The sequence below is a fragment of the Paenibacillus sp. FSL H8-0260 genome (assembly GCF_045040625.1).
In the GTDB taxonomy this organism is placed as follows: domain Bacteria; phylum Bacillota; class Bacilli; order Paenibacillales; family Paenibacillaceae; genus Paenibacillus_AQ; species Paenibacillus_AQ odorifer.
This window is the reverse complement of sequence record NZ_CP150298.1, coordinates 4,908,431-4,926,598: the sequence shown is the minus strand read 5'-3', so window position 1 is coordinate 4,926,598 and position 18,168 is coordinate 4,908,431. Positions and strand designations below refer to the sequence as shown.

At 47.5% G+C, this 18,168-nt stretch carries 23 protein-coding genes; all 23 read left to right on the top strand.

What is annotated here, in order from left to right; translation table 11 throughout:
• Positions 1-72 precede the first annotated feature (72 nt).
• A complete protein-coding gene (locus MHI51_RS22020) occupies positions 73-336 on the top strand; it encodes a YqhV family protein (RefSeq protein WP_371915730.1) in 264 nt (87 codons plus the stop codon).
• 82 nt (positions 337-418) lie between these two features.
• Positions 419-1,420 (top strand): stage III sporulation protein AA, encoded by a 1,002-nt coding sequence (gene spoIIIAA / locus MHI51_RS22015; protein ID WP_076220015.1) that lies wholly within the window; start codon positions 419-421, stop codon positions 1,418-1,420.
• On the top strand, positions 1,413-1,931 hold the full coding sequence (gene spoIIIAB, locus MHI51_RS22010; protein WP_076104383.1) for a stage III sporulation protein SpoIIIAB: 519 nt from the start codon (positions 1,413-1,415) through the stop codon (positions 1,929-1,931). Before spoIIIAA ends, spoIIIAB begins: the two co-directional genes overlap by 8 nt.
• A 13-nt stretch (positions 1,932-1,944) precedes the next feature.
• The gene (gene spoIIIAC, locus MHI51_RS22005) at positions 1,945-2,148 is read left to right on the top strand and encodes a stage III sporulation protein AC (protein ID WP_036682849.1); all 204 of its coding nucleotides are present in this window, start codon (positions 1,945-1,947) and stop codon (positions 2,146-2,148) included.
• A 7-nt stretch (positions 2,149-2,155) separates the two neighbouring features.
• A complete protein-coding gene (spoIIIAD, locus tag MHI51_RS22000; RefSeq protein ID WP_036682847.1) occupies positions 2,156-2,545 on the top strand; it encodes a stage III sporulation protein AD in 390 nt (129 codons plus the stop codon).
• 44 nt (positions 2,546-2,589) lie between these two features.
• Complete coding sequence (gene spoIIIAE / locus MHI51_RS21995; protein ID WP_076218779.1) at positions 2,590-3,822, top strand: stage III sporulation protein AE; 1,233 nt, start codon at positions 2,590-2,592, stop codon at positions 3,820-3,822.
• Between the two features lie 27 nt (positions 3,823-3,849).
• Positions 3,850-4,626, top strand: coding sequence for a stage III sporulation protein AF (gene spoIIIAF / locus MHI51_RS21990; RefSeq protein WP_405173259.1), 777 nt, complete (start codon positions 3,850-3,852; stop codon positions 4,624-4,626).
• A gap of 42 nt (positions 4,627-4,668) precedes the next feature.
• On the top strand, positions 4,669-5,313 hold the full coding sequence (gene spoIIIAG / locus MHI51_RS21985; protein ID WP_175617305.1) for a stage III sporulation protein AG: 645 nt from the start codon (positions 4,669-4,671) through the stop codon (positions 5,311-5,313).
• A gap of 67 nt (positions 5,314-5,380) precedes the next feature.
• A complete protein-coding gene (locus tag MHI51_RS21980; protein WP_076277675.1) occupies positions 5,381-6,298 on the top strand; it encodes a SpoIIIAH-like family protein in 918 nt (305 codons plus the stop codon).
• Positions 6,299-6,445: 147 nt separating this feature from the next.
• A complete protein-coding gene (gene accB, locus MHI51_RS21975; RefSeq protein ID WP_076098642.1) occupies positions 6,446-6,955 on the top strand; it encodes an acetyl-CoA carboxylase biotin carboxyl carrier protein in 510 nt (169 codons plus the stop codon).
• Between the two features lie 54 nt (positions 6,956-7,009).
• Positions 7,010-8,353, top strand: a complete 1,344-nt coding sequence (accC, locus tag MHI51_RS21970) for an acetyl-CoA carboxylase biotin carboxylase subunit (protein WP_076129648.1) — start codon at positions 7,010-7,012, stop codon at positions 8,351-8,353.
• Between the two features lie 115 nt (positions 8,354-8,468).
• A complete protein-coding gene (locus tag MHI51_RS21965; RefSeq protein ID WP_076129649.1) occupies positions 8,469-8,885 on the top strand; it encodes an Asp23/Gls24 family envelope stress response protein in 417 nt (138 codons plus the stop codon).
• A 74-nt stretch (positions 8,886-8,959) separates the two neighbouring features.
• Entirely contained in the window at positions 8,960-9,499 is a 540-nt protein-coding gene (gene amaP / locus MHI51_RS21960; protein ID WP_036682827.1) for an alkaline shock response membrane anchor protein AmaP, read from the top strand.
• Positions 9,500-9,514: 15 nt separating this feature from the next.
• The gene (locus MHI51_RS21955; RefSeq protein ID WP_036682825.1) at positions 9,515-9,748 is read left to right on the top strand and encodes a DUF2273 domain-containing protein; all 234 of its coding nucleotides are present in this window, start codon (positions 9,515-9,517) and stop codon (positions 9,746-9,748) included.
• A gap of 257 nt (positions 9,749-10,005) precedes the next feature.
• On the top strand, positions 10,006-10,458 hold the full coding sequence (gene nusB / locus MHI51_RS21950; RefSeq protein WP_036682824.1) for a transcription antitermination factor NusB: 453 nt from the start codon (positions 10,006-10,008) through the stop codon (positions 10,456-10,458).
• Positions 10,459-10,500: 42 nt separating this feature from the next.
• Positions 10,501-11,358 carry a bifunctional methylenetetrahydrofolate dehydrogenase/methenyltetrahydrofolate cyclohydrolase FolD gene (folD, locus tag MHI51_RS21945; protein WP_036682821.1) on the top strand — a complete coding sequence of 286 codons (858 nt, stop codon included), beginning with the start codon at positions 10,501-10,503 and terminating at the stop codon, positions 11,356-11,358.
• Between the two features lie 11 nt (positions 11,359-11,369).
• Positions 11,370-12,749 carry an exodeoxyribonuclease VII large subunit gene (gene xseA / locus MHI51_RS21940; protein WP_036682820.1) on the top strand — a complete coding sequence of 460 codons (1,380 nt, stop codon included), beginning with the start codon at positions 11,370-11,372 and terminating at the stop codon, positions 12,747-12,749.
• A complete protein-coding gene (gene xseB, locus MHI51_RS21935) occupies positions 12,727-12,984 on the top strand; it encodes an exodeoxyribonuclease VII small subunit (protein ID WP_036682818.1) in 258 nt (85 codons plus the stop codon). The genes xseA and xseB overlap by 23 nt, the downstream gene beginning before the upstream one ends.
• Positions 12,971-13,918, top strand: coding sequence for a polyprenyl synthetase family protein (locus tag MHI51_RS21930; protein ID WP_051491261.1), 948 nt, complete (start codon positions 12,971-12,973; stop codon positions 13,916-13,918). The genes xseB and MHI51_RS21930 overlap by 14 nt, the downstream gene beginning before the upstream one ends.
• A gap of 99 nt (positions 13,919-14,017) precedes the next feature.
• Positions 14,018-15,922 carry a 1-deoxy-D-xylulose-5-phosphate synthase gene (gene dxs / locus MHI51_RS21925; RefSeq protein WP_036682816.1) on the top strand — a complete coding sequence of 635 codons (1,905 nt, stop codon included), beginning with the start codon at positions 14,018-14,020 and terminating at the stop codon, positions 15,920-15,922.
• A gap of 45 nt (positions 15,923-15,967) precedes the next feature.
• On the top strand, positions 15,968-16,870 hold the full coding sequence (locus MHI51_RS21920) for a TlyA family RNA methyltransferase (protein ID WP_076277672.1): 903 nt from the start codon (positions 15,968-15,970) through the stop codon (positions 16,868-16,870).
• 331 nt (positions 16,871-17,201) lie between these two features.
• Positions 17,202-17,675, top strand: a complete 474-nt coding sequence (locus MHI51_RS21915; RefSeq protein ID WP_256719078.1) for a hypothetical protein — start codon at positions 17,202-17,204, stop codon at positions 17,673-17,675.
• A 31-nt stretch (positions 17,676-17,706) separates the two neighbouring features.
• A complete protein-coding gene (ahrC, locus tag MHI51_RS21910) occupies positions 17,707-18,156 on the top strand; it encodes a transcriptional regulator AhrC/ArgR (RefSeq protein WP_036682813.1) in 450 nt (149 codons plus the stop codon).
• The last annotated feature ends 12 nt before the right edge of the window (positions 18,157-18,168 follow it).

Here is an 18,168-nt window from a genome sequence, read left to right as displayed (position 1 = left end):
TGAGTAATAGAAAGCTAAACAAGCCTCAGATCTCTTTTGGTATGAATGAATTAGTAAAAGGAGTGGAGTAGATTGGACAAGTATGTAAGCTGGATGGCAACTCTGCGGTTGTTCTCGGGCAGTGCAGAGATTATAGCTGCGCTGATAATGCTCAGATTAAATCAGGTCGATAAGGCGCTGGCTGTCAATTCTGGACTGGCTTTGGTAGGCCCGACCATATTGATATTGACGACAGCTATTGGCCTGACTGGGATGGCACAGCAGCTGTCGTGGAGCAAATTAGGCTGGGTGGGCTGCGGTGTAGCCTTTCTCTTAATCGGGATTTTGAAAAAATGATAGATGATAGGCATATTAGGCGCGTACAAGCATAAATATGGAATAAAGCAATTAAGTAGAGGACAGCTTGGGGGTACTTTGTATGGCAGATGATTGGCTGCAATTGTTTCCTGAAAAAGTAAGAGCGCTGTTAAAGTGCCTTCCCCTTCCGCTGCTAGGAATGGTGGAGGAGATTCGTGTCCGTGAAGGTCGTCCGCTGGAAATTAACTACTCTGGTAAATATCACTTTCTAAGAGTGAATGGCAGTTTGACGCAGAGGCCTGAAGAAGCTTACAAGCCGGATCGGGAAGACACTCATCGACTGCTAGACCTGATCAGCAACCATTCGCTATATACGATGGAAGAAGAGCTGAGAAAAGGATTTATTACGATTCCCGGCGGTCATCGGATAGGACTTGCTGGCCGGACAGTACTGAGTGGCGGAGGTGTAGAGCATCTTCGTGATATCACTGGCTTTAATGTCCGTATTGCTCGTGAGGTACCTGGAATCGCAGATGGAGTGCTGCCTTATTTACTGGACAAGGGGCGGCAGCGAATGATGCACACCTTGATTCTCTCCCCTCCACAACATGGCAAGACTACCCTACTCCGCGATCTTGCAAGACAAATCTCCTTAGGGGAATTGGGCAAGCGCGAAGGGATTAGACCGGGGCTGAAGGTGGGAATTGTTGACGAACGGTCTGAAATTGCTGGCAGCCGGCGTGGTGTTCCCGCCTTTGACGTGGGTCCTCGGACAGACGTTCTTGATGGGTGTCCCAAGGCAGAAGGCATGATGATGATGATCCGGTCGCTATCGCCAGAGGTATTAATCGCGGATGAGATTGGGCGTCCTGAAGATGCCGAAGCAGTTACCGAGGCACTGCATGCCGGAATATCTGTCATTGCTTCCGCTCACGGAAAAGATGTAACAGAGTTGGCTCGTAGGCCGGGTCTTGGAGGACTGCTGGAACAAAAGATGTTCGAGAGATATGTCATACTCCATCGTTCAGAAGCAGGCCTCACGTTTCGTATTCTGGATGGCCAGAAAAGAGGAATGCTGCTTATCTCTCCCGGGGATCGACTAGGCGGTGATTTGCATGCTTAAGCTGTTCGGTGCTGTGCTCATTGTGGTGGCTGGTACGCTTGCAGGTCTCCAGTTTGCTCGTCAATATGCAGACAGGCCCAGACATATCAGAGGTTTAATAGCAGCACTACAGCGGTTGGAAACAGAGATCATGTACGGCTTCACCCCACTGCCGGAAGCCATGCGGCGGATTGGGAATCAGTCGAAGGACCCGCTGAAATCGTTGTTTGTCAAAACAGCGGAGGAGATGAGTCCTCCCTATGACAGAAGCGCCCAGGATGCCATCCAGCGGGCGATGGAAGCATATTGGAAGTCTACCGCTATGAAGGGGACAGAAAGAGAGATTCTTCGTCAGCTCAGCTGTACTCTCGGCACAAGCGATAGGTCGAATCAGAGCACTCATATCGCGTTAGCATTGCAGCAATTGAAGCAGGAGGAGTCGGTGGCCAGAGAGGATCAAGGCAAATATGAAAAGTTAAGTAAAAGCCTGGGTCTGCTGCTTGGAGTACTGATCGTCATTTTGATCTTTTAGCGAGGTGCCAGGAATGAATATTGAAGTCAATGCGATTTTTCAAATTGCCGGCATTGGCATAATTATCGCCATGATCCACACGGTGCTCAAACAGATGGGAAAAGAGGATTTCGCACATTGGGTCACCGTGATCGGGTTCGTAGTCGTGCTGTTCATGGTGATTCGGATGCTGGACGGGTTGCTGCAGGAAATAAAAACGATCTTTCTTTTTCAATAGGCGTGCTATGGAGATTATTCAAGTTGTTGGGATTGGGCTGATATCGACCATATTGATTCTCGTACTGAAGGAACAAAAACCGATGTTCGCCTTCCTTCTTGCTACTACAACAGGAATTCTAATTTTTATGTTTCTGATCGGCAAGATCGGAATGATCCTCTCTACACTGGAGCGGGTGGCTGAGTCATCGGGGATGGAAATGATTTATTTGAAGACTGTTTTCAAAATCATCGGCATTTCCTATATCGCGGAGTTCGGTGCACAGATTGTACGAGATGCCGGTCAGGAATCGATTGCTTCCAAAATAGAACTCGCCGGAAAAGTGCTAATTATGGTACTAGCTGTACCCATTATCAGCATCATTATCGAAACCGTCATGAAACTACTGCCTGCTTAAAGCAATCGTGAAGAGAGCTGAGCAACGGATCGGGAGGAGAAATTATGCAAGAGCACAGTGTTTTCCGTCCTCCAAAATTAAAAATAATACTGCTGCTGCTTCCATTCTTTTTCATTCTATGGTTTGCAGGTACAGCTCAGAGTGTGCAAGCTTCCTCAACACCAGAATCCGGCAGTTCCTCCCCGGTAGACCAGTGGGTCAAAAGCCAGGTGAATAATTTACCCAAAGATAAAGTCGAGTCGTACTGGGATCAGCTGATGAAGGATTATGGTGGTTTTTTCCCGGACGGGGCCACACCAACGCTAATGGACATGCTGCTTCCGGGAGATAAGGGGCTCAGCTTAAAGGGTGTGTTATCTGGGCTTCTAGGCTTTATGTGGCATGAGGTACTGTACAACGGAAAGCTGCTCGTGACGATTGTGATGATCAGTGTGCTCAGCATGATTCTGGAGACGCTGCAAACCGCTTTTGAGCGAAAAACGGTCAGTAAGGTCGCTTATACGCTCTGTTATATGGTGGTGCTGGTAATTGCCGTGAACAGCTTCAATATCGCTATTGGTTATGCAAAGGATGCTATCGATCGGATGATCGATTTCATGATGGCGATGATTCCACTGCTGTTCGCGCTGCTGGCTTCGATGGGGAATATCGTTACGGTCTCCGTCACCCATCCGTTAATTGTTTTTATGATTCATACGGTTGGCACCATGATCCACACCCTTGTTTTTCCGCTTCTGTTCTTCTCGGCTGTGCTGCATCTGGTCAGCGCATTGTCGGAGAAATATAAACTAACCCAGCTGGCTAATCTGCTGCGAAACATCGGTGCTGGACTGTTAGGTGTACTGCTAACTGTGTTCCTAGGTGTAATTTCCGTTCGAGGGATAACAAGCTCAGTAACGGATGGGGTCACCATTCGGGCCGCTAAATATATTACAGGGAATTTTGTTCCGGTCATCGGCAAAATGTTCGCGGATGCCACAGACACAGTAATCTCAGCTTCACTGCTGGTGAAAAATGCGATCGGGTTATCGGGTGTCATTATCATATTGTTCCTGTGTGCTTTTCCGGCAATCAAAATCCTGGTGCTTGCCCTTATCTACAATATAGCCGCCGCTGTGATGCAGCCGCTGGGAGAGACGCCGATTGTGGTCTGTCTCCAGACGATTGGAAAAAGCATGGTATACGTGTTCGCTGCTTTGGCTGCTGTTTCCTTAATGTTTTTTATGGCGGTTACGATCATGCTGACTGCGGGCAATTTGACTGTAATGATGAGGTGAAGCAACCAAACTTTTAGGAGGGAAACCATGAGCTGGTTGGGCGGTTGGCTGCGGGAGATCATCCTGGTTGTGCTGTTGGCGTCATTTGTTGAATTGCTGCTCCCAAGCAAATCCATGGAGCGTTATGCAAGATTGGTGCTAAGTCTCCTAATCCTGCTCACGATGCTCAGCCCTATCGTCTCTCTCCTGAAAGGTAATGCAATCTCCGAACTGAGTGTCGCTATGGGACAGCAAGAGAAAGAGGGCAGTTTGTTCACTGGCGGAGGGAAGGGAGACCCATCCTTGGAACAGATTTTGGCAGATGGGCAAAAGCTTGCACAAGGCCGTCAGGAACAGAGTCTGCAGCTCGCTGCCGAAGAGGTGGCGGGTCAGATGAAAGAGCAGATTATCAGTGAGACCGGCAAACGCGGGGTTAATGTCACCGTAACGCTGGGCATGGGGAAGTCTGGCGGCACTGGTAACGAAGACGTTCCTGTCATTTCCAATGTAAGGGTCTCTATGCCTCAGACAACGGCTAACTCCCCGGGTACTTCCGGAGCTTCCAGCACAGCGACTACAGCACCCATTACAATCTCTCCTGTAGCACCTGTAGAAGTTAAAATTGGCGCTAATCCGGCAGATAACGTAGAGAGTGAAGCAACATCATCAGCTGAACCTAATAAAGCAGTGAACGGAACTGTAGCTGAAGACAGCGCGTCCTCGAGTGAAATGGAGTCCATTGTAAAGCTGCTGGAACTGAAGTGGGATTTGGATCCCAAAGTCATTCAGGTGGATGGCAGCGTGGCTAGTAACGTCAAATCATGAGCTTGATGTTTCTAAGAACTATAATTTTTAGGAGGGATGGGAGTGAGCAATTGGCTGAAAAAGCTTGAGCAGTGGGCTGGGGGTGGGGCCGGAAGTCCGAAGAGAAGCCATACCTTTCGCTGGCTGATCATTCTGGGTCTGCTGGGCGCAGCGATCATGCTATTCAATTCCTTCGTCAATGTGAAGAGGATTGATAACGAGAATACAGGGCGTGAGCCGCCGGTGAATCAGTCCTCTCAAACGGCGCTGGTGCAGAGTGATCCAACCACAACGACCAATTCGTTCGACAGCATCGAACTAGCGATGGAGAACCGGATGAAGGAAATTTTGGAGAAAATCGTTGGCGTCGGTACAGTCGATATCATGGTTACAGTGGAGTCTACAGAAGAAATTGTCGTGGTGCGTAATATGAATGACTCCCAACAGCTTAGTGAAGAGACAGATGCCAGTGGGGGGAAACGTCATACGACACAATATACGAGGGATGGCGAAATCGTAACCTACTCGCAATCAGGGGACGAGACACCCATCGTGACGAAGCGAATCAAACCTCAGGTACGCGGCGTACTGGTAGTTGCCAAAGGGGCAGAGAACAAGGTTGTTCGTGGACTTGTCGAGCAGGCTATAGAAAAAGGCTTGAACGTCCCAATCCAGCGCATTTCAGTAGTACCACGCAAACAAGAGTAGCAGGAGAAAGTCAATAAGTGAGTGCTTCCGAAGCAGCCACTAGATTAAATTTTAGGAGGAATTAGGAATGAACGGCAAAAGACAAACGATATGGTTGGTTTCTATGCTTAGCTTGATGGTGGTCCTCTCTGCATACTATTTATTCACTGAAGACTCAGGTGCTTCGATTCCAAAAGACACGGCTGGCACAATGCAGGTTGATTCCCTGAAAGACACAGCAGGTGCAGCGTTGCCAACGGTTGGTGACAAAGGTGTTGTTGTGAACGAAGTTGTTAGTCAAGGCGATGTTGTTGCCGATGAAGGCGTTGTAGATAGCACTACTGGCGCCGCTACTACGGACGACAGCGCTACTGCCGCCAAAACGGATGACAGTGCTGCTACCGCTAAAACGGATGATATCACTACTACTGCTAAAACGGACGAAAGTACAACTACAGCTGCTAAGGACGATAGCAGTAAAGCTGCCGCAAATAGCAGTGACTCAGAGAAGGCAACAACCGACACTGCTGCTAAAGATGCCGCGAAAACAGATACATCTGCTAAAGATACAGCCGCAAATACAACAACCAAGACTCCAGCTAAAAATGACAAAGAAATTCTCGATGAAGTAGCTTCTCAAAGTGTATCGGCGAGCAGCATGTTCACTAACTACCTTTATGAACGTGAGCAAAAGAATCTTAAGAACCAACAAGACTTGCTTGCTTTGATTAATGACATGGACAAAACACCTGCCGATAACGCAGTCGCTCAAGAACAACTTCTTAATCTTGAAGAAAAAGAATCCAAAATTACCGGTATCGAAGAACAGCTTCAACAAAAATATGGCGAAGCGATTGTAAAGGAAGAAGCTGGAGACAGCTATAAAGTAGTCGTTCTCAGCGACAAACTGGATGTAAAGCAAGCGGTCAGCATCGTGGATCTCGTAATGAAGGAACTGAGTGTATCTCAAGATAAAATTAGTGTACAATACGTTTCTGAGCAATAATAAGCTGTACAATTAAAAGAAAAATGACGAAAGAGCTCGGGTTGCCCCGGGCTCTTTCCATTTTTACCGATTGTGATATAATACATAAAGTTATCTTGTCCGCTTAAGAAGTGGCTTCGAGAGAAAGCTGAAGGAGTGAACTGATATATGTTCAAGTTGAGCGAAATTAAGGAATTGATTAAATTGCTGGACCAGACCTCCTCTGTACATGAGTTGGAGATCGAAAGCGAAGGAATGAAGCTTGCAATTCGCAAACCGGATCGCCCTGAAGCTGATGGAACAGCAGTACAGGCGACTCCTTATGCTGCCTATCCCTTTACGCCTGCCCCGCAGCCGCAGAGCGTACCGCAAGTATCCTATCCGGTAGTAGGTGAAGTTCCTCCAGCGCAGCAGCCACAAGCAGCTGCAGAAGGCAAACTACATAAAATTGTGTCTCCAATGGTGGGGACCTTTTATAGTGCCGCTTCTCCGGAAACGCCTTCGTTTGTTAATGTTGGAGACCGTGTAAGTGAAAAATCAACGGTTTGCATTATTGAGGCGATGAAACTGATGAATGAGCTGGAAGCGGAGATTAAAGGTGAAATCGTGTCTGTACTTGCTGAGAACGGTCAGCTTGTAGAATACGGTCAACCACTATTCTTGGTTAAACCGGAATAAATACCGCAGACTACTTAAGGAGCGGAAGCTTCGCAAAACTTTGGGAGGAAACGCATGAACATTCAAAAAGTGTTGATTGCCAACCGCGGCGAAATCGCGGTCCGCATTATTAGGGCCTGCCGTGAACTGGGCATTTCCACCGTCGCGGTCTATTCAGAACCCGACCGGGATTCACTGCATGTCCGGTTGGCTGATGAAGCTTACTGCATCGGTCCGATGCCGGCCAAGGACAGCTATCTGAACTTTACAAATATTATGAGTGTAGCCACCTTAACGGAATGTGATGCCATCCATCCTGGCTATGGATTTTTAGCTGAAAATGCGGATTTTGCAGAGATTTGTGAATCTTGCAATATTATCTTCATAGGACCTTCTCCAGATGCCATAAACCGTATGGGTGACAAGGCTGTGGCGAAGGAAACCATGAAACTGGCTGGAGTTCCGATTATCCCGGGCTCAGATGGTCTTGTAGGCGATGTAGAGGAAGCTGTCATGCTGGGCCGCGATATTGGTTACCCGATCATCGTTAAGGCTACTGCAGGTGGCGGAGGTAAGGGAATACGGATTGCTGAGGACGAGGAATCTTTGGTGAAGCAGATTACTGCTGCACAACAGGAAGCACAAAAGGCGTTTGGTAACGCTGGTGTATATCTGGAGAAATTCCTAACAGGCATGAAGCATGTAGAGATTCAGATTATTGCAGATAAACATGGCAATGTAGTGCATTTAGGTGAACGGGACTGCTCCGTGCAGCGTCGTCGCCAAAAGCTGATTGAAGAGGCACCTTGTTCAGTGCTCACACCGGAAATTCGGGAAGCAATGGGTAATGCAGCAGTTCGAGCAGCACTTGCCGTGAATTATTCGGGAGCCGGAACACTTGAATTCCTGCTTGGACCGGATGGACAGTTCTACTTCATGGAGATGAATACCCGTATTCAGGTTGAACATCCAGTAACAGAAATGGTTACAGGTGTGGATTTGATTAAGGAAATGATCTCTGTAGCAGAAGGCAATCCGCTGTCATTCACTCAGGAAGATATCGTGATTAATGGCTGGTCCATTGAATGCCGTATAAATGCTGAAGATCCTGAGCGTAATTTCATGCCTTCACCAGGAAAAATCGGCTTTTATTTGCCACCAGGAGGCCTTGGCGTTCGTGTAGATAGTGCGGCGTACCCAGGATATACGATTTCCCCTTTCTATGATTCTATGATTGCAAAACTGATTGTCTGGGCTCCTACACGTCAGGAAGCGGTTGCGAAGATGAAGCGCGCCTTGGCTGAATTCGCCGTGGAAGGCATTCATACCACCATCCCTTTCCATCAGAAACTGTTGGAGCATCCTGTATTTTTGGATGGTAACTTTGACATTAAGTTTCTTGAAGAGTATGAAATTTAGGACGACTTCGGTTTGTTTGTCATAAAGTTCGTCAAATGATATAGTATGTTTAATAAGAGACGTGCTTTACGCTTGAAATCATGAACAATCTTTCTTGAAAGGTGTGAAGTCTAAAATGAGTACATTGCCGACAGAATACGAACGGACGGAAATCGGTGAAATCCAGATTGCTCCTGAAGTAATCGAGGTTATTGCAGGTCTGGCGACCGTTGAGGTTAAAGGTGTAGCAGGTATGAGCGGCGGATTCGCCGGTGGTATTGTTGAACTTCTTGGACGTAAGAATCTGTCCAAAGGAGTTAAAGTAGAGGTTGGACAACGTGAAGCTGCGGTGGATGTTTCTGTAATTATTGAATATGGCAATCGCCTTCCTGAAGTGGCTGCTGAAATTCAACGTAATGTTAAGCGCTCCATCGAGACTATGACTGGTCTGACTGTTGTGGAAGTGAATGTGCATATTCATGATGTGCAATTCAAGAACAACAACACTGTAGACAAGAACGAAGAAACAGAAACGATTCTTCGTGTGAAATAGCAGTCATCGTTCTTCCATAAACCCCCGACAGCAAAGTCGAGGGTTTACTCTAATTTAAGGAGGTTATGAGACTCGTGGCAAAAATTTTGGACAGACTTTTGCTGTTTGTCTACAGCTTAAGTATCGGAATACTATCTGTTATTGCCATCCTCCTCTTAAGCGGTGCGATTCCTAGAACTTTGGAGATTGAGAATGGACCAGCAGCTTATATTACAGCAATAATAGTAGCAGTTGTCTTGTTCCTTCTGAGCATCCGATTTTTCTACATCTCTCTGCGCCGTGATCGCGCTTCATTGCCTTCGGTCGATCAGCGTACAGAGTATGGGGATATCCAGATTTCAATGGAAACTATTGAGAATCTGAGTCTTAAGGCTGCCGGTAAAGTGAAGGGAATCAGAGATCTCAAGTCACGTATTCGTGTCTCGCAGGCTGGCCTTGAAATTACAATTCGTGCAGTAGTGGACGGTGAGCATTCATTACCGCTGCTTACGACAGAAGTACAACGTCAGGTGCATGATTTTGTGCAGGAGACAACCGGCATTCCGGTTGCTGATGTGTCTGTATATATTGCTAACCTCACGCAGTCTCCAAGCTTCAAAAGTCGAGTGGAATAGAGGTGAGTTTCCCTTATGTCTTGGAAAGAAGTATGGGAAAGTCACGGGGGTAGAATCGCCGGAGTGACTTTCGGCATTGGTCTGGGTTTGATTTATTTAATTTGCGGTTTTTGGGATATGCTGTTCTTTGCACTGGTAGTGTTCATCGGATATACGCTCGGCAAAAGAAAGGATACCGCGCAAGCGCCCCTGTTTCAATGGCAGGAGTTGGTTTCGCGATTATCCGGACGCTGGCGTCCCTTTAAGTGAACCGCGATAGTCTTTTTCCCGGAGCAGGAAACCGTAAGTTTGTGTTGTCCGTTGCCCCCGGAAGAAAGGCTTTGCGGTTTTTTTGCGACAAGGGATAGGTATATTTGCGAGCTTCCTCTGAAGGTATCTTCGCTTTGTGCAATAATCCTCACAGGATTAGGGAAAGAATGAATAAGTGTGAAGCGATATTTGGGTTGTAGACGTTGTTGCAGTACAAGTGAATATTTTAATGCGATATAAGATTTTAGGAGGAACACATGAAAAGACGTATAGCTAGAGAGATTATTGTCCAAAGCCTGTATCAGATGGAAATGAACGATGTGGAAAGCGCGGAAGCCGTAGAAATGCTGCTCGAGGAAGCTTCAGAAGAGAATGAAACCGAACGTGTAATCACGGACGAGATTCAGCTTAAACACTATGTGGTAGAGCATGTGAATGGGGTATGGGAGCACAAGGTAGCGATCGACGATATACTTGAACATTACCTGAAGGGCTGGCAAATGAGCCGTCTGTCACGTGTGGATCGTCAGATTCTACGTTTAGCAGCGTATGAAATGGTGTTCGCCAATGATGTGCCTGCGAAGGTTGCGGTGAATGAAGCGATCGATTTGGCCAAGCATTTTGGAACGGATGATTCCGGGAAGTTTGTTAACGGAGTACTCGGCAAGATGATCCAAGAGATAGATACTATTAAAGCTGACCATTCTTAATTTATAAACCATAGTAAAGTATATAAAAGGGGAGAGACTAACATGACAGCAGCAATCATCAGTGGTAAACAAGTATCCGAGGAAATTCGTATTAGCATTGCCCAAGAGGTTGCTGAACTGGCGAAACGCGGCGTAAAGCCCGGTTTGGCTGTTATTCTAGTAGGTGAAGACCCGGGATCTCAGGTTTATGTTCGCAATAAGGAGAAATCTTGTATCAGCTTAGGATTCCATTCGGAAGTGCATAAATTGGATGAATCCACTTCTCAAGAAGAACTTCTGGCACTGGTAGCAGAGCTAAACGGACGCGATGATATCGACGGAATTCTGGTTCAACTCCCATTGCCTAAGCATATCGAGGAGAAGGCTGTTATTGATGCAATCTCCGTGGAAAAGGATGTAGACGGCTTTCACCCTGTCAATGTAGGCAACCTGGTCATCGGTGCCGACAGTCTTCTTCCATGTACTCCTGCAGGAGTAATCGAACTGATCAAACGTACAGGAACAGGTATGGCAGGTAAACATGCCGTTGTAATTGGTCGTAGCAATATTGTAGGAAAGCCAGTTTCCCTCTTGTTGCAACGCGAAAATGCTACCGTAACTATGTGCCATTCCCGTACCGCTAATATGCAAGAGATTAGCCGTCAAGCGGATATTTTGGTTGTAGCGATCGGACGAGCTAATTTCATTGATGCTTCCTATGTGAAGCCGGGTGCTGTTGTCATCGATGTGGGCATGAACCGTCTGGATAACGGTAAACTCGCAGGTGATGTTGATTATGAAAGTGCAAAAGAAGTTGCCGGATACATCACGCCTGTTCCAGGCGGGGTTGGTCCGATGACTATTACAATGCTGATGAGCAACACGCTGATTGCGGCTAAACGCCGTCACGGCCTGGAATAGGGGTAAGATTCATGGCGGCAGAGCGGCAGGTTTATTCGATCAAAGAACTCAACCGTTATATCCGCATGAAGCTAGACTCGGATAATTTACTTTCGGATGTGTGGATTCGCGGAGAGATATCCAACTTTACACATCATGGCAGCGGGCATATGTATTTTACACTTAAGGACGAGAGCAGCCGCATTAAAGCGATTATGTTTGCTTCTCATAACCAGCGGCTGCCTTTTATTCCGAAGGAAGGCGCTCGGGTAATTGCCAGAGGTAATGTGACCGTCTATGAACGGGATGGGCAATATCAGTTCTACGCCACACATATGCAGCCTGATGGGATTGGCAGTTTATATCTGGCCTATGAGCAGCTGAAGAGCAAGCTTGAAAAAGAAGGCCTTTTTGCAGAAGCTCGCAAGCGTTCGTTGCCGCGGTTCCCGAAGTGTATTGGTGTGATTACTTCCCCAACAGGAGCAGCTGTACGAGATATTGTGATTACGCTTCAGCGGCGGTTTCCGCAGGTAGCTATTGTAATCTATCCTGTACTGGTGCAAGGCAAAGGCGCTGCGCCTTCGATAGTGAAGGCGATTGGTGCGCTGAACGCCATGGGTGAAGCCGACGTGCTTATCGTCGGCCGCGGCGGCGGTTCGCTGGAGGAGCTGTGGGCATTCAACGAGGAGGAAGTCGCGCGAGCGATATCGGCATCAAGGATTCCGGTCATCTCGGCCGTCGGCCACGAGACCGATTTCACGATTGCCGATTTCGCCGCCGACCTCCGCGCGGCTACGCCCACAGCGGCCGCTGAGCTGGCCGTGCCTCACGCCGGCGAGCTAGCTGCGCAGCTTCGCCAACTGCAGCAGCGGCTGCGCCAGGCGCTGCAACAACGCGCCCAGCGTGGACGCGAGCGCCACTCGGTGCTGCAGCGCTCGCTGGCGCTGGCAGGCCCGCGCCGCACGCTGATTCAGCACACGCAGCGGCTGGACATGCTGCGTGTGCGGCTCCAGCGCTCAGCGGATGCACGGCTCAGCCGTTCCCGCGAGCGCAAGGCGGTGCTGCATCACAGTCTGCAGCGGTTCCATCCGCGCGATAGTGTTGCCGCAGCACGTCAGCTCACAGACAGTCTGCGCCGTGAGTTAATGGGCGCTATGCAGGCTCGTTTGCAGGAGAAGCGATCTCGCTATGTGGCGGAGATCCGCCATTTGGATGCGCTTAGCCCGCTTAAAGTAATGTCACGAGGCTACAGCTTAGTGTATGACGAGGCGGAAGAACATTTAATCAAATCGCTGACTGAAGTACAGCTTGGCGATCTTGTGGTGATAAAGATGAATGACGGACAGCTGAACTGCCAAGTATGGGGGATGAAGGAGGATGGCAAAGACGATGACGAAGGAAGCGGAACTTGATTTTGAAGGCGCTATGGACCGACTGGAAGAAATCGTTCGTGAGCTTGAACACGGCGACGTTCCTCTGGAGAAGGCCATCGATTTATTTCAGCAGGGCATGAAGCTATCGCAGCTTTGCGGCAGCAAGCTGGAACAAGTAGAGCGTAAGATCGAAATGATTACCCAAGAGGACGGAGAACTGCGCAAAAAGCCGTTTGGTGCACGTCTGGAAGGGGACGCCGATGAATCGCTTTGAGAATGATCTGGAGGGAAGCTCCGCAAGTGAAAGCATGCGGCAGCCGCTGGAGGATTACATCGCGTCGATAAGTGATTTGCTCTCACATGAGCTTGAGACTATTCTTCCCGCAACTTGGACGGTTCCAGAAAATTTACAGCAAGCGATGAAGTATTCGCTAATGGCAGGAGGCAAACGCCTCCGGCCGCTGCTTGTGATCGCTGCTTGTGAATCACTGGGAGGCAGCCGTGAAGCAGCCTTGCCTGTTGCTGCTGCGATTGAGATGGTACATACCTACTCGTTGATTCATGATGATCTGCCTGCCATGGATAATGATGATTATCGGCGCGGCAAGCTGACGAATCATAAAGTCTTTGGTGAAGCATCGGCTATTCTTGCGGGTGATGCGCTTTTGACCCATGCTTTTTACAGTGTGGTACAAGCCTCACGTAAATTTGGCATTCCTGCTGAAAATGTTTTATCCATAGTAGAGGATCTGGCGGAAATGGCAGGTCCACGCGGCATGGTCGGCGGTCAGATTGCAGATATGGAAGGCGAGCAAGGACTAACAGATCTAGCGCAGCTGAAATATATTCATCTGCATAAAACCGGAGATTTAATTATTTTTTCGCTGTTAGCCGGCGGACGTATTGCAGGGGCAACAGAGAAGCAGCTTGAGGCTCTGCGTGATTTTGGCACTAGCATCGGACTCGCTTTTCAAATTCAGGATGATATTCTTGATTTGGTTGGTGATGAAGGCAAGCTTGGTAAAAAAACAGGCAGCGATATCAAGCAGCAGAAGGTAACCTACCCTTATTTTATTGGGTTGGAGGAATCTCGTGCTGAGGTGAAGCAGCTTACAGAAGCAGCCCGAAATGCTGTGCTGAATGGCGGTTTTTACGACAACCAGCGCCTGCTGGAAATTGCAGATTATTTAATGGCACGTGATCACTAAGTATGAACTTTCGAAGCGGCTGTATTTCGACAGCCGTTTCGTTTGTGTTATAATGGTTTTTATATATTTTACAACATCTAGGAAAGCGGGGAACTATTCGTGCTGCTTCCACAAATAAATGATCCACAACAACTGAAATCACTGTCAGTCGAAGAATTAACTACTCTTGCAGAGGAAATTCGACGATTTCTGATTGAGAAGCTTACAGCAACCGGCGGGCACCTCGGTTCTAATCTGGGGGTGGTGGAGCTCACGCTGGCCTTACATTATTGCTACAACAGTCCTCGTGACAAAATGATCTACGACGTTGGCCACCAAGCCTATGTCCACAAAATACTGACCGGCCGTCAAGATCGCTTTGATACCCTGCGCAAATATCAGGGATTGTGCGGCTTTGTTAAGCGCTCTGAAAGCGAACATGATGTATGGGAGGCTGGACATAGCAGCACCTCTTTGTCGGCAGCTATGGGGATGGCTATGGCTCGTGATCTAAAAGGCGAAGACAACAAGGTGATTGCCGTGATTGGTGACGGTGCGCTTACCGGCGGGATGGCTTTTGAAGCGCTTAACCACATCGGCCATGAGAAGCGTAAGTTGATGGTTATTTTGAACGATAATGAAATGTCGATTGCTCCGAATGTAGGGGCGATGCACAATTATTTAAGCAAAATTCGTTCGGACCGTCATTATTTGCGTGCCAAAGACGAGGTTGAAGGGCTGCTTAAGAAGATTCCGGCCATCGGTGGACGATTAGCGAAAACCGCTGAACAATTAAAAAACAGTCTTAAATATATGATGGTTCCTGGAGTATTGTTTGAAGAGCTTGGCTTTACGTATCTTGGGCCAGTGGATGGACATGATCTGGAGAAAATGATTGACACCTTCCATCAAGCAGATAACGTGGCGGGTCCTGTGCTTGTGCATGTGCTGACGACCAAAGGCAAGGGCTACAAACCGGCTGAGACTGATTTTTATAAATCGCATGCCATTTCGCCTTACAAAATTGAGTCAGGTCAGGCACTTAAAGCTGTAGGTCCTCCAATGTACACCGAAGTATTTGGCAGTACGCTGATTGAGCTGGGACGTGAAGATTCGCGTCTGATTGCAGTTACTCCTGCGATGCCAGGCGGTTCAGGTTTGTTTCCTTTTGCAAAGGAATTCCCGGATCGCATGATTGACGTGGGGATTGCAGAGCAGCATGCAGCAACCTTGTGTGCAGCTTTGGCTATGGAAGGGATGAAGCCGGTATACGCCGTGTATTCTACCTTCATGCAGCGTGCCTATGATCAGATCGTCCATGATATTTGCCGCCATAATGCCAATGTTATGTTCGCCATTGACCGTGCTGGATTTGTGGGTGCGGATGGTGAGACTCATCAGGGTGTGTACGATGTTGCTTTTATGCGCCATATCCCTAATATGGTTATGATGATGCCAAAAGACGAAAATGAGCTGCGTCATATGATGAAGACGGCACTTGAATATAATGACGGTCCAATTGCTTACCGCTATCCGCGTATTAATGGAACAGGTGTGGCAATGGACGCTGAACTGCATACCCTTCCTATAGGATCATGGGAACGACTGCGTACAGGAGAAGGATATGCTGTAGTGGCATGTGGTCCTATGGTTCAAGTGGCTGAAGAAGCCGCTGATTTGCTGAAGCGGGAAGGAATTCAGGTGGGCGTTGTGAATGCGCGTTTCCTGAAGCCGCTTGATAATTCCATGCTTCTGGATTTGGCTCATGCTGGAACCAATATGGTTGTTATTGAAGAGGCTTGCCAAGCGGGAAGTCTCGGCAGTGCGGTATTGGAGTTCTACGCGGAGCATGAAATTTATGACGCCCGTGTACATCTGATGGGTGTGCCCGACATCTTCGTGGAGCATGGCTCCATTAAAGAACAACGTCAGCAAACAGGCCTTACCGTAGAAGCGTTATGTGCACGTATCAAGTCCATGATGGCTCTAAGTGCTTATAATTACAAAACGACTTCGTCTTCCTAAGTGGAAGCCGGAAATTAGTAACCCTTGAACGATCAGGAGATGACCATGGAACACCGTAAAGAACGGATTGATGTACTGCTTGTGGAGCAAGGTTTTTATGAAAGCCGGGAGAAAGCTAAAGCTGCTATTATGGCAGGGTTGGTGCTCGCGGATGAGGAACGTATTGAAAAAGCTGGCATGAAGGTCTCGCGGGAGTCTACCCTTAAGGTTAAAGGTTCTGTGCATCCGTATGTCAGTCGTGGGGGCCTAAAGCTGGAGAAGGCTCTTCGCCAATTTAATATTGATCTTACCGGGCGGAACATGCTGGACATTGGTGCTTCCACTGGCGGCTTCACAGATTGTGCGCTTCAGAATGGTGTAAGCCATGTATACGCCATTGATGTTGGCTATAACCAGCTGGATTGGTCACTGCGGAATGATGAGCGAGTGAGCGTTATGGAGCGTACGAACTTCCGGTATATGACACCTGCAGATTTGCAGGGTCCTGTTCCGGACTTTGCCAGTATTGATGTATCTTTTATATCCTTAAAAATAATTCTCCCACCCCTCAAAGCCTTGCTGCAACGTCCAGCAGATATCGCTGCACTCATCAAGCCTCAATTTGAGGCTGGACGTGAGAAGGTTGGAAAATCAGGTGTGATTCGTGATTCCGCTGTCCATAAAGAGGTTTTGATTAATGTACTGACTATGGCTGCAGAGTTAGGATTCGGTCTCCATGGATTGACTTTTTCGCCAATTACAGGCGGGGAAGGCAATATTGAGTTTCTTGCTCATTGGAGACTGATGCCAGAAGTGGCGGAAGGCGAAGAATCATCCGTACAGCCGGCAGCTGCTGTTGCAGCAGTCATTCCAGTGGAGGACTTTCCATCCCTTGCTGATGAAGTGATTAAGCAGGCTACGGGTACTTTTAATGTGAGTTCTACTCATGGAAACTCCGCGCGCCGTTAGAGCTTTATGAACACCCCGTCAACCTCAAATGGTCAGCGGGGTGTTTTTTTTGAGCGGGAAGTCTGAAGAGTTCAACCTTGAAAATTCCTCTTCATCTGTTAAGATTGAGGGAGCAGATTTGCTCAAAGGGATTGAATTTATTAAAATAAAGACCCGGTATAAAATCCGGGTCTTTATATTTTGAATCTTTTTTTGGATTTACTGTGCTCGTTGTAATTGTAAATTGCTGAATTAGCGAATAATATCAATTATGCGGAAAGCTTATAAAAAGACAGCTTAGAAGCAGGATTTACCAGGGCTTCACGCGAATAAATCACCGAGGTGATTGATAGTGGCGGGTAGCTCTGACAAGGTCGTTATGGCGTTTATTGGGGTAGCATTATCGATTTTTATAATATATCGGATATATGTATGGCTGCAGAATTCTCCGCGTTCTTTTATGAAGGATCAAATTCCGTTCAATAAAGTGATTATTCCACATCCCTCTATTGATATACTTGAGGATGAAGGATATGAGGTCGTTGGAGGGAAATTAAAAATCCCCTTGTCTTTCAACGTAAATGGGGCGCAGATGTATAGCCGGTTATTTATAGATTATGTGGCGACAAAAGAGGAAGGATCTTTATATTTAGTTATCCTTTCCAGACCACGCAAGCCTTTGGATTTCACTGGCAGTGGCTTACGTGATACCTTGCTTCCCTACCTGCTGATCTATCCGGAATGCAGCGGCGTTCTATATGTTAATGTAGCAACAGCATCGATCCATGTCATTAAGCTTGGCAAAGACGACGGAGAATCAAACTGAGTCCATATTTTTTATATACCAGGAGGCAACAATGAAGGGACAACGACATATTAAGATTCGTGAAATTATTACACAAAAGGATATCGAGACACAGGACGAGCTTGTGGAAGCCTTGCGGGAATCAGGTTTTCAAGTTACTCAAGCCACAGTATCTCGAGATATAAAAGAGCTGTTGCTCATCAAGGTACCCATGGATGATGGAAGATATAAATATTCACTTCCAACGGATCAACGGTACAATCCCATTCAGAAGCTTAAGCGCGTTCTTGTGGATAATTTTGTGCAGATCGATTCCTCGGCTAATCTTGTGGTGATGAAATGTTTACCAGGCACGGCTAACTCTGTCGCTGCTTTAATTGATAATATTGACTGGCCGCAAATTATGGGAACCCTTTCTGGTGATGATACAATCCTTATCATTTGCCGTTTACCTGAGGACAGCAAGACCGTAATTTCACAAATCATGGGTTATATTTCTTAATTATAATTAATC